Here is a 14954-nt window from a genome sequence, read left to right on the forward strand (position 1 = left end):
TTGCTCTTCTAATGCCCTGAGTGCGGATTATCACCGGAGGCGGAGGAAATCTCCAGCATGTCATCGATCTCACTCTGCGCCGCGGCGCTGATCGTTTCTGCATCGCCAGTCAGCCAAGCGTGATTATACGGGCCTTCAGCCGGTGAATCCTTGAATTTAGGTTGCAGCTCCATCGTATAATTCATCAGAGAATCCGGCAATCCGTCCTGCTTCATGAAGACCAGCGGCGCGTGTTTGCCCAGATGGGAGAAGGGGGCAGCGGCAATTGCCAGCATCGTTGAATCCGTAGTCAACAAGGACAGGTTATGTCCGGGAGTAGTGATTCCCCAGCCGAATCCGTTTGCCGTATCCTTGAATTTGGCAAAGGCAATGGCATTCTCATAAGGATCCTCACCCGCTATGCGCGTAACCGTTCCGTATTGCTTAAGCTGCTCCTCCACATCTGCTGAAATGACAGATTGGGGACCGAGAATATAGATTGCTGCACTGCCGCCGCGTTCCTTGAGCGCGTCTGCTGTTGCAGCCGGGATTTCGCTTTTCTCCACAAATAGTAAAGGCTCCGGCATATGAGCGATCCAGTTCACAGCCGGGAGGGTATATTCAGGACTATCCATCGAGCCGATAATTACACTCTGCGGCAGCTCGCCTGACACTTTTGCATAGTAAGAATCAACAGCGCCTGCCACTGCGGCTGGATCATCCCCTTCAATCTTGTCCAGCTTCAGATTAAGCGAGTTGAGCTGAGTCTCGACAGCTTCAGACGATGGCCCGACAATTACAACCTGAATGCCGTCATTGCCGTCCGCACCAAGCGGCTTCAGTCGCTTCAATTCAGTAAGAGTCTCATCCGGCACACCGTCTTTGGTGAAAAAGAGCACCGGCCCGTTGCTCGGATGGTGGATCAGGTCCGTGCTTACTGCGGCAATCTGCCAGTTATCCACACTTGTCAGGACTACAGACGATGGCCGGTTGCTCTTCGTTTCAGCCGTCCATAAGGTCCGGGAGACCAGCACAGCCGCCTGAACAGGGTCAGAGGTGTTGATCCGTGTTGTATTCTTGGTAGCGATCCAAGGTGTAGTTACCGCTGTTTGTGCAGTGATAGCGCTTGATTCTTCCTTGTTATCCGCGCCCGGGCTGCAACCCGCCAATGTTGCTCCAAGCAGCAGGATAAAGGTCGCCGTCAGCAGTCTTCTCTTCATTATTGTCCCTCCACTTCAGTTGCTCTCGCGAATAACTAGAAGTGTACAGGACAAATGTGTAGAAAGAATGAAGCTCCTTACCAGGCCACGCGGATAATCAGGCCTTTGGGATCGCCGACTTCGAGATAGGCCGCCTGGCCGTTGACATCATCATAAGGGAAGCCGTAGGCCAGCCCGCTAATGCTGTGATCATGCCAGAACTTCGCATAGTAATTGGCTGGAGCCGCTTTGTAATAGTCCGCGACATTGTTCCAGTTGCCGGAGGTGTAGACATGGCGGTTAATGGCAGCGCTGGTGGCAGCATCAATGAGCGAGCCATCGTTGCGGAGAATATCCTGGGTGCTGTAGCTGGAATAACCTGCGAAATAATTGCTGTTGGCCCCGCCGGCTTTAAACGATCCATGGACAGGAGCGATAATACGGTAAGGTGCCTGATCCGTAGCAAGTGATTTAAAGGCGGATGGCACTTCATTCTGGTATTTGCTGAAGATTCCGGCACGTGTCTCCGATTCCAGCTCGCCTACGGTTTTATCATAGCCTCCAGACAGGCCAACCAGCCGGTGCTGGATCGGAAATCCGAAGGCATCTACGCGCGTCGTGTTGCCGTGATAGCCTGTAGCATCCACCGTGAATTCAACGAAATCGAAATAGAGATTACGGTTAGGATCGGTAGGATTATCAATATCCGGTCCGGCAAAGCCGTCATCATAAGTCTTGATGTACAGCGGCGTGCCTACGCTGAGGAACATGCGGCCGGAGGTGATTTTGGGCATCGTTACCCAGGAAGCCTGACTTACGGTATGGTAGATATTCGCGTAATTCACGCCGTTTTTGGTCAGATGGCCGGAGGCATCATTCAGCGCATTAGAGATTGGCAGCAGATTGCCGCTCAGATCCAGATAACTCCATTTGCCGTTGGCCGGATTGATGCCGATCACCCCCCAATATATCTGGTTGTCAGGATAGGCCCCGCCCGTGCCGTTCATGACCTTCACCGACACGGAACCTCCCGGCGGGGTGGGAATGGAAGAGGCGGCTATGGAATAGATCGAAGCAGAGGAACCCCCAGGCGGGGTGGTCGGCGCCGTTCCGGCGGTATACGTAAACCAGCCGGTATCATATGCCGGTGTTCCATTGTTGTACGTGAAGAAATAGGTGAGAACGGTTCCGCTGGCAACGCCTGTGACCACCTGCTCATATCGGGCTTTGCTGCTGTTGTAGGTTGTACGGTAATTCAGCTGCGTTCCGGAATTGACCTTGTAATGTACATCCACCCAACTGGTGCTTACTGTAGATTTGAACCAGATTGTCGCTGTAGTTCCCGACAAATCTACTCCCTGTGTATAATCAGCGGCGGCAGCTTTGGAACCAAAGAAAGGCAGGCAAGAGAGCAGAAGCACGAACGCAAGCATGGACATTAGCCATTTTTTAGGCATCGTAATATTCCTCCTTAATTATATTGGCATTGCTATAATCATTACCTTTGGCAACCGGAAGCTACAGACAGATCATTCAGCATTTCAGAAAGCCTCCACCCTCCTCCATTCCCCGGATCAAAGCCAGAATCATGTATAATTGTATGCGTTTACAAATATGATTATAGTAGGACAAATCTTCATTTAGTAGGCTCGGAATTTCGGATTTAGGTTCCCATTTTTTGGTTTTATGCCTTAAATTATTCCGTTTCACCTCCAGACTGCTGCGAAAATAGCAAAAAGCCCTCAATCCCCAGATGCCAGGTGATTAAAGGCTTTCTTTAAACCTAATTTCATTATCCGCTTTTACCAGTGCTGCGAAATAAAGGTATCCCGTCCGGATTGCTCACGGTCCTCTTTATAATGCTTCGGATTCTTCTTGTGATAGTCCTGATGATAGTCCTCAGCCGGATAGAAATGGGGTGCAGGCAGAATCTCCGTCACCACAGGAAGCTCAAATCTGCCGCTGACCGCCACTTGCTCCCGGGAAGCCAAAGCCGCCAGCCGCTGCTCTTCATTATAGTAGAATACCGCTGTCCGGTACTGTGTTCCGCGATCCTGAAACTGTCCGCCGTCATCCGTCGGATCAATCTGCGGCCAGAACAGCTCCAGCAGTCTCTCGTAGGGGAAAAGTGCCGGATCAAACGTAATCTGAACCACCTCATAGTGACCGGTTGTCCCTGTCTTGACCTGTTCGTATGTAGGATTCTCTACCGTGCCTCCGGCGTACCCTGATACGATTCCGTGAATTCCTGGAAGCTCTTCAAACGGTGTAACCATGCACCAGAAGCAGCCTCCGGCAAACATTGCCTGTTCCATAAGCTTAATCCCTCTCCCTGTCTCTCATCTGCAATTCATATATTAACACATGTACTGAAGATAAGGCCTGCTGGTCATAAAGTCAATTTGAGAGATTAGACCTGCAAGCTTTTAACCATAATGACGTGGGGGATTCCATCTTCCATAAAGACAGCCGAGGAAGTCTCATAGCCCAGCTTCTGATAAAAGCCTTCGGCCTGCTTCTGGCCATGCAGTTTGGCTTGCCGGAGTCCTTGCTCTGCAGCCATTGCCTCCAGTGTGCCGATAATTACGGACCCTAGCCCGCTTCGGCGGTACGGGGCCAGAAGACAAATCCGCTCCAGCTTGGCCCATCCGTCCACAACCCGCAATCTGGCTGTCCCTACTGGAGCCTCCTCCGCCTCATGAAACACCAATATATGCTCTGCCTGGCTCTCATAATGATCAAATTCATCAGCCAGCGGTACGCCCTGCTCCTCCACAAACACTTCACGTCTGATCCGGAATGCCTCTTGTAATCCTGCTTCATTCGTAACCTTGTCTACACGCATATCATCCTGCCTCCCTTTCCGGTTAAGATTGCTTAATGCCCGCCCAGAAAATCCCCCAGATATCCTCCAGGCGCTGTTCAAATTCCTCTTGCTTGTAAAAAAACATCTGCATGGCGATCCCGTCAAGCAAACAGTAATAAGCCGAGAGCAGACTATCTGCCCGCTGCTGCCGTATGATCCCCGTGTTCATGCCTTCCTCAAAAATCGCCCGGTACAATACAGCGGAACGCTGCTCCATCCCCGCAATCTGCGCCTCCAGCAAGTCCTGGAAGAAAGGAGGCGGAAATTGCACGGCCATTTTATAGAATGCGGTCAATACCGGGTGCTCCACTTTGTAATAATAGTTCTTATACATGATCTCACGCAGCTTCATCTCTATAGGTGTATCCCTGAGGCCCTTATACAGCTGTTCAAGAAATTCATAGTAATGCCGGGCCATTTCGCCGAAGGCGGCCATGAACAAATCTTCTTTTTTCGGAAAATAGGTGGCAATGGATTGCTTCTTAATCCCTACTGCCTGAGCTATGCCGGCCAATGATGCTCCTTCAAAGCCCTTCTCGGCGAATTGTGAACATGCAGCCTGCAGTATCGCGTTAGCAGTCATCTCTTCAGCCCCCCTGACGATCGTCAGGTAATTATCACATGCAGATTATAATTTGTCAATCGGGTGGTTACCTGCCTTGTATTCCCGTTACAGCACGCAAAAAAAAAAGGATCACAGCACGTGATCCTTTCTCCCTGGCTATCAAGAATGTATGATCTCACACATGTCCAGTACTACACATACTGTCCTGCCGTCAGACCCGTTCTGCCCGCCGAGGACTTGTAGATTCCATCGATCAGCTCCAGCGCCTTAATGCCCTCTGCTGCGTCAATCCAGAACTTTCGGCCATCACGGATGTGGGCATAGAAATCATGAATTAACCGTGAATGTCCGGTCCCCCAATACGATTTACCTCCGGTGCTGCCGGTTGCCGGTTCGCTGAGCAGCGTCTCTTGCCTGTCCTTCAACAGATACAGGCAATCCCTACGCTGCAGCAGCGTTCCCTGCTCGAAGACCAGCTCCAGTTCAACGGGAGAATTCACCCCATAAGCATTGGTTCCGTAAAAGAGTCCGCGCACCTTATTCTTGAAGCTGATGCAGGCATGTGCACTATCTTCCACCTCAATAACATCATTCAGCACATCAGTGGTAACACTGCCCTTCACGGAAGAGATTTCACCGCCGAACCATTGCAGCAGATCCAGAGTATGAATAGTCTGGTTGATGAGCACACCTCCGCCTTCAGTAGCCCAGCGGCCTCTCCAGCTGCTATTCTTGTAATAATCTTCACTCCGGGTCCAGGTAACCACCCCTTTCATACAAATGAGGGCTCCCAGTTCGCCGGAATCTATCATCGTCCTGATCCGGACCGAAGGGTCATTGTAACGGTTCTGGAAGACTACACCGAGTTGCCCCTCCGCTTGATCCGCTGCTGCCTGCATTAACCGGGCTGAAGGTACATCCAGCGCCATCGGCTTCTCGGTTAATACATGTTTGCCGGCCTTCAGCAGTTCCACCGCCATCCCGGCATGCAGATGATGGGGCGTGCACAAATGGACAATTCCGATATCTGCCCGCTCCAGAAGCTGCTTGTAATCCGTCAAGCCCTCACATCCGTAATCCTGGGCGGATTGCGCTGCCTGAACGGGATCACTGTCCACCACGGCCAGCAGCCGCGCATAATCTATAGAAGCAATGGCCCTGGCATGCAGCGGAGCAATTGCACCACAGCCGATAATCGCTGCTCCAATTGGATTCATCTTATACACCTTCCGTTCTTCTGATAGCTGTGATGCAACTATTTGAGAGTATCCGGGGTCAGATTGAGCGCTTGCCGCTGCGCCTCCAGGCATAGTTCGGCCGCTTTGAAGGCATGCTCCTGGGTCATGGCATTTTCTGTACGCTGCAGGCAGTCCATGATCAGCTCACCGAAGAACGGGAAGCCGATTTTGCCGGCCACATGCTCATAATGTTCCCCCCCACGGTCCACATAGTAGACATGGTCAGGCGTGCTGGAGCGGCCAATATCGCTGTATTTGCGCAGCTCGATATACCCTTCGGTGCCCATAATAATCGTCCGGCCATCGCCCCAGGTCCCTAATCCTTCCGGAGTGAACCAGTCCACGCGGAAATATTGGGTTGCCCCGTTATCGCCCACCAGCGTGGCATCACCGAAATCCTCCAGCTCCGGGTATGACGGATTGTTATAGTTCGCTACCTTGCTGTGCAATATCTTGGCATCGCGGCAGCCGGCATAGAAGAGGAACTGTTCAATCTGATGGCTGCCAATATCGCAGAGAATGCCGCCGTATTTATCACGCTGGAAGAACCAGTCCGGCCGGCTCGGAGCATTTAACCGGTGAGGCCCCATTCCAATTACCTGAAGTACACGCCCGATCGCACCCTGTTGCACAAGCTGACCTGCATACACAGCACTCTCCACATGCAGTCTCTCACTGAAATAAGTCATGTATTTCTGCTTCGTCTGTTCCGCCTGAGTCCGTGCTGCCGCCAGCTGATCGAGTGAGGTGAACGGTGTTTTGTCCGTGAAATAATCCTTGCCGTGTGCCATGACGCGCAGACCCAGCGGACCACGCTCTGACGGAATAGCCGCCGCCGCTACGAGCCGGACTTCAGGATCTTCGAGAATCTCTTCAGCCGAGCGTGCGGCCCGGACGCCGGGATAGGTGTTCTGGAACACTTTTACCTTCTCCGGGTCAGGATCGTATACCCATTTCAGCTGTGCTCCTGCTTCCACAAGCCCGTTGCACATCCCGTAAATATGCCCATGATCCAGCGCCAGTGCGGCAATTACGAATTCACCCGGCCCCACCACAGGCTTGGCCTCATGCACAGGGGCATACATCATCCCATCCTTGCGGCTCATGCCTCAACCTCCAGCTTGGCGTGCAGATAGTTCAGACTAATCTCCAGGCTCTCAAACGGATCACGCTGGCACACATCCTGCTCCACGATATGCCATTCCACACCTGTCTTGCGGCAGGCTTCAATAATCGCTCCGTAATTCATGTTCCCCTGGCCGATTTCGGCAAAAATCGGTTTACGCGACAGAACCGTCATATCTTTGAAATGCACGGCCTGCATTCTGCCTTCCACTTTATGAATCCACTCTACAGGATCGCCGCCGCCTGCCTGAACCCAGTACAGATCCAGCTCAAAGCCGAACACCTCCGGATCACTTTCCTGCAGCAGAATTTCCATACCAGTCATACCTTCGAAACGTTCAAATTCAAAATCATGATTATGATAGACAAATTGCAGGCCATACTGCTCCTTCAGGGTACGCGCAATACCGGATGCCAGCTTGGCAAAGGTGCGGTATCCTTCCTGGCTGGTCTGATACTCTGCCGGTAGTCCGCCAAGGCCGATGTACTTGCAGTTCCACAGCTTATGTTCAGCTGCGAGCGCATCCAGATCATTCACCAGCCGGTTCCAGGGGACATGCGTTGCACATATTTTCAAACCGTATTCATCCGCATACTCCTTCACCAGCTTAGGGTCCATCGGGCCAATTCCCGAGATCTGCACGGCCTGGTAGCCAATTTCGCTCACCTTCCGCAGACTTTCTCTTAACCCCTCCGGGGTCTGGGTAAATTCACGTAAGGTATACATTTGTGCGGCAATCGTTGAACGTTCCATTTCATTCATCCACTCCCAGATTAGTTTGATTTGGTTAGATGATGCTATACCTGCAGATTAAAGAGTGATGCTAGTGGGTTCCCGATACATCCAGCGCTTTCTGGCTGACGGGTGCCTTTTGAAAAGTAGAATTCTGCACCTGCACCATCAGCTTCTCGTGGAACAGGTCGCTGTCGATCGGCAGGTCCACCCAGTTATCCGTCCACGCTGACAGGTACATCGCATTGGAAAGAGTCAATCCGTGAATCCCCTCTTCGCCAGGCGCCAGGAGCGGCTCGTCATGGAGAATGGCATTGGTGAAATTACGCATAATGCCTTTATGCTGATCCCCATCACCTGGTGCTACCGGAATCTCGCATTTCCAGCACTCGGGTGCTCCGAATCCTCCGGTAAATTCAGCATTGAATTGCGGCTCCGGTGTGCGCAGGCGGAAGAACGTCAGCTTGCCGTCTTCGATTACGATTTTACCGTTGTCGCCTGTGATCTCGAACCGGTTCGTTCCCGGTGCCTCCCCTGTAGTGGTGATGAACAGCCCCGTTGCGCCATTCTCATATTCCACATAGGCAGTCACATCATCCTCAACTTCAATATTGCGGTACTTCCCGAAGTGGCAAAAAGCCCGTACCCGCTTCGGCATCATTCCGGTCGTCCACTGCCAGAGATCCAGTTGATGCGGGTCCTGGTTAAGAAGTACACCGCCGCCTTCTCCGCCCCAGGTCGCCCGCCAGCCGCCGGAGTCATAGTAACTCTGAGAGCGGTACCAATTCGTGATAATCCAGTTCGTACGCCGGATCTCTCCAAGCTCTCCTGACTTGATCAGCTCTCTCAGCTTCTGATAGAGCGGGTTGGTCCGCTGGTTGTACATAATGCCGAACTTGCGGTCAGACTTCGCAGCAGCGTCGTTCATCTCCTGAACAGCTTTGGTGTACACGCCTGCTGGCTTCTCAATCAGAACATGCAGCCCGTAACCCAGTGCCTCAACCGCGAGCGGCGGGTGGTCATAATGCGGTGTAGCAATCAGCACAGCATCAATGGTCCCGGACTTGAACAGCTCTTCCGGTGACAGGAACCGCTGCACGCTATCCGGCAAATGCTCTTCCGCCCAGTCCAGCCTTTCCGGGCTGGTGTCACATACGGCTGCCAGCTCGGCTCCCTTAATATCACTCAGCAGGCTCTGCGCATGCGCTCGCCCCATATTGCCCACTCCGATAATGCCAAATCGTACCTTTTCCATCTCCCAATCACTTCCTATTACAGTTTATGATATGAGGATAACCTTAATCGCCTCCGGTGAACATGACTGTAATTAAGGTGTTTTTGTATATAAATAAGATGTATTAGATAAATGAAAGCGGTATAATGAATTTATGAGCGTTGTAAAGGAGCTAAACCTATGAATATGTATGCCAGCGGAAATCTGACCGGACGCCTGCTGCAGAATCTGACCGTTACCGTTACGCATGCCCAGTTGACCAGCAGATACCCCGGATGGAATAGGACGAACGAGACCCCTTCCTTCAACCGGCTGTACTATATTGATTCCGGCGAAGGCAAGGTGATTATCAACGGCGTGGCGTATTATCCCAGACCCGGGCAATTAATGATCATGCCGGCCGGCTCTACCCAGACCACGGACACCTCGCCCAATGATCCCTACACACGCTACTATTGTCACTTTGATGCGCAGATCGGGGAATGGCCGCTGTTTCATTCTGCCAATAAGCTCTATATCAGCGATGTGCCGGATCCGGATGCGGTAAGGGCGATTTTCACGGAAATGATTGATTTGTTTCAGGATACCGGCTTTCTGGCGACTCTGCGCACTCAGGCTTCACTGCTCACGCTATTGGCACTGTGTCTGGAATCGGGAGGCTACAGCAATTTCCTGGATGACCTGACACATACCAGCGATCAGGGGAAGCTGGCGAATGTGCTGACTTACATTGACCAGCGCCTGATGCGGCCGCTTGATGTGGAGGAGCTGGCGGAGCTCGTCCATCTGCATCCGAACTACTTCATTCCCTACTTCAAGAAATTCATCGGCGTCCCTCCGATGCAGTACGTTCAGCTGAAACGGATGGAGCTCGCCAAAAGGCAGCTCTCGTACACCGACTTCAGCATCTCCAATATCGCCGAGCAGGTCGGCATGGAGCTTGCCCATTTCTCCAAGGTGTTCAAGAAGACTACTGGTGTTTCTCCTTCTGCTTACCGGAGCAGTACGAAGTAGGGGGGATTTGTTAGTTGGAGTATGATTTACGCTATCCTTGCATTCAAAATCCAACTTGATTTCATAATAGTTGTAGATTGTGCAGTTAAAAACTGCGATAAAGGCTGCCCACATCTTATAACTGTATTCTGTACAACTAAATTTGCACGGAACGGTGATAACCAGCTACAACCGATAATTTAATTGTACGAAATACAACTAAACGGATGATCGGTTGTAAATCAGGCGATTTAGTTGTACAAAGTGCAATTAAAAATTGCGGGACCTATGAGGACATAACTTAATCTGGTCACTGCAACCACGCAGCAAGCGAATTATCAAATTGGTTATCACGAGTTTAAGTCACCATAACATGTGCGCTCAATAAAAAAGGAACAATCCCAAGCCATATGATGGCTGATAGGATTGTTCCTTTTTGTAGCTACATACTATTTTATCCCGAAATATGCATCGGCATTGTTGTAACAAATGTTCTCGATCGTCCGGCCCACAAAAGCATAATCGCGCGGCAGATCGCCCTCTTCAATCCATGTGCCGAACAGGTTGCATAGAATCCGGCGGAAGTATTCATGACGCGTGAAGGAGAGGAAGCTTCTGGAGTCGGTCAGCATGCCGACGAATGGACTGATCAGGCCGATGCTGGAGAGCGCCTTCAATTGCTGCAGCATGCCTTCCTTCTGATCATGGAACCACCAGCCTGAGCCCATCTGCACTTTGCCTTTGATCCCCGAGCCCTGGAAATTACCGATCGATGTTGCAATCATCTCGTATTGTGACGGATTCAGCGTATACACAATGGTCTTCGGAAGCTGTCCGCTGGCATCCAGATCATTCAGCAAGGCATTCAGGCTGCGGGCCATATTGAAGTCCAGAATGGAATCGAACCCGCTGTCCTTGCCGAGCGCATCGAACATCCGTGAGTTGTTATTACGGAGCGCCCCGATGTGCAGCTGCATGCTCCAGCCCCGCTCGTGATACAGCCGGCCTAATTTGAGCAGTGTGTAGCTCTGGAACTTCTGTTCCTCCTGGGCGCTGATCTCCTCGCCTTTGAAGGCACGGGCAAATATGTAAGCTGCTTCATGTTCGGTTGAATGTGCGTGCGGAAGCTCACCGAAGGCCTGATCGGACAGACGGCAGCCATGCTTGTGGAAATAATCGATCCGCGAAGTCACAGCCTTCATGAATTCGGAATAACAGTGAACTTCCATTCCGCTGGCTTCACTGAGCGTGGCAACGTAGCCGGCAAAACCTTCATCGCGGATATTCAGCACCCGGTCCGGTCTGAAGGTTGGAGCAACAACGGTCTCCAGTGCACTGTCGTTCTTAATAAGAATGTGATGCTCCAGGGAATCAGCCGGATCATCCGTTGTGCAGACGACGTCAACATTCTGCTTCTTAAGGATGCCCTGTGTAGTCATGCCGTCTCCTTGCAGCTGTTCATTACAGCGGTCCCAGACGCTCTCCGCATTATCGGCCGAGAGCAGCTCATCGATGCCGAAATAGCGCTTCAGCTCCAGATGTGTCCAATGGTACAGCGGATTGCCCAGCATCTCGGGTACTGAACGCGCCCAGACCATAAATTTGTCTTTGTCCGGAGCGTTCCCGGTAATCAGCTGTTCATCGATGCCGAGCCAGCGCAGCGCACGCCACTTGTAATGGTCCCCCGATAACGCCAGATCGGCGATATTGCGGAACTTGCGGTTGCTGCTGATCTCCTGAGGATTCAGATGACTGTGGAAATCGTAGATCGGCATTTTTTGAGCATAGTCATGGTACAGGGTTTGTGCACTTTTGTTCAGGAGCAGCCAATCTTCATGAATAAAAGGTGAGGTACTCAATGTGTTCTCCAGCCTTTCGTCATACCGTATTTTAGAAGATAAGAATGTATAAGCTACTCGCAATATAACGTTCTTATCTTTTCCGCAGAAGCGGAAATTTGTCCTGGTAAGGACGGTATTAGCCGTTTCTGCCTGTTTGCACTACCATACTACCATACTTGTATGGTAGTATGGTAGTGCTTCTGAACAACTTAACAGGAGGGCTACGCGATGGAATACATTATCGGTACACAAGCGGTTTCCACACGGGACATCGTGTATCGTTCTTTGAAGAATCAGATTTTGCTGTTGGAGCTCCCTCCCGGCACCAGCATCTCGGAGAAAGAAATTTCACTTAAATTCAATGTTAGCCGCACTCCCGTCAGAGAGAGCTTCGTCCGGCTGGCCCAAGAGGGCCTGCTCGATGTCTATCCCCAGCGCGGAACGGTTGTCTCTCTTATTGATTCCGGCCTCGTCGAAGAAGCCCGCTTCATGCGCGAGCATCTGGAGCGGGCGGTTATGCGCGAGGCCTGCAGCTCTTTTCAGGCCAAACATCTTATAGATCTTAAGGCGAATCTGGATAAACAGAGACTCTGCATTGAAGATCAGGACTATAAGGAAATGTTCATGCTGGATGAAGAATTTCATCATCTGATCTTTACAGGCTGCAGCAAGAAGAATACCTGGGAAGTAGTCCAGCAGATCAAGGTCCATCTGAACCGCAGCCGGATGCTTAAGCTTACGGCAGATCATAATTGGGAGCATCTGTATCAGCAGCATTATTGCCTCTATGAAGCGATTCAGACACATGATGTTTCGCAGGGTGATCATATGATGCAGGAGCATATGGCATTAACCATTGCCGATCAGGAGATGCTGATGGAGAAATACCCGCAGTACTACAAGTAGAAACGGCTTTGCCGTCCATTTAACAAGGAATCCGGGGAACTGAATAGAAGCCCCGCCCGGCGGGTAATGATGCCCGATAGTAAACAGACTTAGTCCTTACTTAGGATCATACTTACATTAGAGAAGGGTTGGATACCTATGTCTGAGTTGGCATTACAGCCTCAACTGGCAGGCAAAATCACCGTGATTACCGGAGGAGCCGGCGCACTTTGCAGCGTGATGGCCCTGGAATTAGCCCGTCAAGGCGCCAGGGTCGCTATTCTGAACCGCACTGCGGACAAAGGCGCCGCTCTGGCTGCGCAGATAACTGCAACCGGAGGACAAGCACTTTCCCTGGCCTGTGATGTTATGGATTCCAGCAATGTGCAGCAGGCAGCCGATGAACTTCTGAAGCACTGGGGGCCTTGTGATTTATTAATTAACGGGGCCGGCGGTAATCAGCCTTCGGCAATTACGACCCATGAGACCTTCGCGGACGGAGACCTGGAGAATCCGGATATCGTCTCCTTCTTCGATCTGTCTGTAAGCGGGTTCCGCAATGTCCTTGATTTAAATATGACCGGAACGTTAATTCCGACCCAGATCTTCGCCAAGCAGATGCTCGGGCGAACCGGAACAACGGTAATCAACATTTCTTCCATGAGTGCCGCTTCGCCAATGACCAAAGTTCCGGCATACAGTGCTGCCAAGGCGGGGATTAACAACTTCACGCAATGGCTGGCCGTCCATCTGGCAGACGCGGGAATACGGGTTAACGCTATAGCCCCGGGCTTCTTCGTAACCGCTCAGAATGAACAGCTGCTTGTGGACAGTAATGGAGAGCTGACAGAACGTTCCCGCAAAATCATCTCCCAAACCCCGATGCGCCGTTTCGGTACGCCCAAGGATCTGCTCGGCACCCTGCTCTGGCTGGCAGATGAGCAAATGTCGGGGTTCGTCACCGGAATCACCGTGCCTGTGGACGGCGGATTCATGGCTTACTCAGGGGTTTGAGCGTGATCTATGATGTGATGTGTTCCGTTCCACTGGACTAAGATAATCCCAACCAATGTACCAGCCCAAATCCGAGCAGCGACATGAATACCGAACCTATGAATCCGGCGATTACCGGCTTACGCCCCATGCTGCTGAAGGTCTTGAGGTCTATCCCGAGTCCAAGTCCCGCCATCGCCATGGCCAGCAGCAGATAGGCAAGCGTGATCATGTCTGACGCAAGCTGCTGAGGGATGACCTCAAGTGTATTAATGCCGCTCATCAACAGAAAGCCTGCAATAAACCAGGGGACCGGGAGCTTCTTGCGCTCCCGGTTTCCTTCCGTTTCGGCGGCATATCCTTCTGCTCCATTGGACAGTTTCATGCGGTGGTGTAGCTTCCGCTCCCTGCGGCCTTCTATCAGGCCCAGAATCAGAGCGACCGGAACCAGCATTGCTACCCGCGTCAGCTTCACCAGTACTGCCAGATCGGAGCCTTGCTGCCCGGCAGGTACGGCTGCAGCGATGACATGTGCCACCTCATGCAGGGTTGCTCCTGCGAAGATTCCGTATCCCGAAGCGCTTAAGCCCATATATGGATATAGAATCGTATATACAAGTGTAAAAACAGTTCCCAGAATCGCCACTGTTGCCGCTCCTACTGCCGTCTCGTTGTCTGTCGCTTTGATCTGCGGGGCAATGGCAGCTACTGCTGCTGCGCCGCAGATGGCTGTTCCGCACGCGGTCAGCAGCCCCAGTCTTCTGTCCATCTTCAGCCAACGCGCCAAACCATACACAGTGAACAGCGTGAACACCAGGTTAATAGCAGCAATCCCGGCCACTTTTGGACCCGCCTGTACGATATCCCCCAGATTTAGTCTCATCCCCAGCAGAATGATTCCTGCTCTGAGCAGTCTTTTGCCCGAGAACCGTACGCCTGCCATGGCCTGCTCCGGAACACCGGCTACTGCTCTGAGGCCAATCCCCAGCAGAATGGCCAGCACCAGCTGGCCCATAATGCCGATGACCGGCAGCATGGCTAAATATTTCGCCGCAACCGCCAGAGTGAGTGTAACAACAATCCCGCCGGCAAAGTAGACATATCTATGATTACTCCGCTGCAATCTGTAACTTCCGCTTCCATTCATCCGTCCCGCGCCCCATTCACTACTTCGTTATAACACCGCTTTTATAGCTTTACTATATAAGCATGCTTACGGAATGTGAAATACAGGTTTGCTATTTCAATCATTATTAATACTTATGCTTAGGCGAATTCACTATGTTAAAATAGTAAAAAACCG

Annotated in this window: 14 protein-coding genes; 3 read left to right on the top strand and 11 right to left on the bottom strand. The window is 51.7% G+C overall.

The window, feature by feature from the left end; all coding sequences use genetic code 11:
* Positions 1-8: 8 nt before the first annotated feature.
* The 9 genes from NYE33_RS23995 to NYE33_RS24035 form a co-directional block, all read right to left on the bottom strand.
* The gene (locus NYE33_RS23995; RefSeq protein ID WP_042137080.1) at positions 9-1199 is read right to left on the bottom strand and encodes a cell wall-binding repeat-containing protein; all 1191 of its coding nucleotides are present in this window, start codon (positions 1197-1199) and stop codon (positions 9-11) included.
* 77 nt (positions 1200-1276) lie between these two features.
* Positions 1277-2635: a glycoside hydrolase family 64 protein gene (locus NYE33_RS24000; protein WP_042213531.1), complete on the bottom strand. Its 1359-nt coding sequence runs from the start codon at positions 2633-2635 to the stop codon at positions 1277-1279.
* 345 nt (positions 2636-2980) lie between these two features.
* Complete coding sequence (msrA, locus tag NYE33_RS24005) at positions 2981-3493, bottom strand: peptide-methionine (S)-S-oxide reductase MsrA (protein ID WP_039292646.1); 513 nt, start codon at positions 3491-3493, stop codon at positions 2981-2983.
* 95 nt (positions 3494-3588) lie between these two features.
* Complete coding sequence (locus tag NYE33_RS24010; protein ID WP_042137076.1) at positions 3589-4023, bottom strand: GNAT family N-acetyltransferase; 435 nt, start codon at positions 4021-4023, stop codon at positions 3589-3591.
* A gap of 22 nt (positions 4024-4045) precedes the next feature.
* On the bottom strand, positions 4046-4627 hold the full coding sequence (locus NYE33_RS24015) for a TetR/AcrR family transcriptional regulator (protein ID WP_052421865.1): 582 nt from the start codon (positions 4625-4627) through the stop codon (positions 4046-4048).
* 173 nt (positions 4628-4800) lie between these two features.
* Positions 4801-5826, bottom strand: coding sequence for a Gfo/Idh/MocA family protein (locus NYE33_RS24020; RefSeq protein WP_076248346.1), 1026 nt, complete (start codon positions 5824-5826; stop codon positions 4801-4803).
* Positions 5827-5864: 38 nt separating this feature from the next.
* A complete protein-coding gene (locus NYE33_RS24025) occupies positions 5865-6953 on the bottom strand; it encodes a Gfo/Idh/MocA family protein (protein ID WP_042137072.1) in 1089 nt (362 codons plus the stop codon).
* A complete protein-coding gene (locus NYE33_RS24030; RefSeq protein ID WP_042137071.1) occupies positions 6950-7726 on the bottom strand; it encodes a sugar phosphate isomerase/epimerase family protein in 777 nt (258 codons plus the stop codon). The genes NYE33_RS24025 and NYE33_RS24030 overlap by 4 nt, the downstream gene beginning before the upstream one ends.
* Before the next feature lie 70 nt (positions 7727-7796).
* Positions 7797-8960 carry a Gfo/Idh/MocA family protein gene (locus NYE33_RS24035; RefSeq protein WP_042137069.1) on the bottom strand — a complete coding sequence of 388 codons (1164 nt, stop codon included), beginning with the start codon at positions 8958-8960 and terminating at the stop codon, positions 7797-7799.
* A 159-nt stretch (positions 8961-9119) separates the two neighbouring features.
* Between NYE33_RS24035 and NYE33_RS24040 the strand changes: the two genes are divergently transcribed.
* Positions 9120-9953 carry a helix-turn-helix domain-containing protein gene (locus NYE33_RS24040; protein ID WP_305954236.1) on the top strand — a complete coding sequence of 278 codons (834 nt, stop codon included), beginning with the start codon at positions 9120-9122 and terminating at the stop codon, positions 9951-9953.
* A gap of 428 nt (positions 9954-10381) precedes the next feature.
* Here the strand turns inward: NYE33_RS24040 and uxaC are convergent, their stop codons facing one another.
* Positions 10382-11791, bottom strand: coding sequence for a glucuronate isomerase (gene uxaC / locus NYE33_RS24045; protein WP_042137067.1), 1410 nt, complete (start codon positions 11789-11791; stop codon positions 10382-10384).
* 210 nt (positions 11792-12001) lie between these two features.
* Here uxaC and NYE33_RS24050 point away from each other — a divergent pair, with 210 nt between their 5' ends.
* Positions 12002-12679: a GntR family transcriptional regulator gene (locus NYE33_RS24050; RefSeq protein WP_039292670.1), complete on the top strand. Its 678-nt coding sequence runs from the start codon at positions 12002-12004 to the stop codon at positions 12677-12679.
* 138 nt (positions 12680-12817) lie between these two features.
* The gene (locus NYE33_RS24055; RefSeq protein WP_042137066.1) at positions 12818-13672 is read left to right on the top strand and encodes an SDR family oxidoreductase; all 855 of its coding nucleotides are present in this window, start codon (positions 12818-12820) and stop codon (positions 13670-13672) included.
* A 37-nt stretch (positions 13673-13709) separates the two neighbouring features.
* On the opposite strand, the gene NYE33_RS24060 is transcribed toward NYE33_RS24055, so the two are convergent.
* A complete protein-coding gene (locus NYE33_RS24060) occupies positions 13710-14774 on the bottom strand; it encodes a YeiH family protein (protein ID WP_445669791.1) in 1065 nt (354 codons plus the stop codon).
* Between the last annotated feature and the right edge of the window lie 180 nt (positions 14775-14954).

The sequence above is a fragment of the Paenibacillus sp. FSL R10-2199 genome, from assembly GCF_038000235.1.
Lineage (GTDB): Bacteria > Bacillota > Bacilli > Paenibacillales > Paenibacillaceae > Paenibacillus_AQ > Paenibacillus_AQ phytohabitans.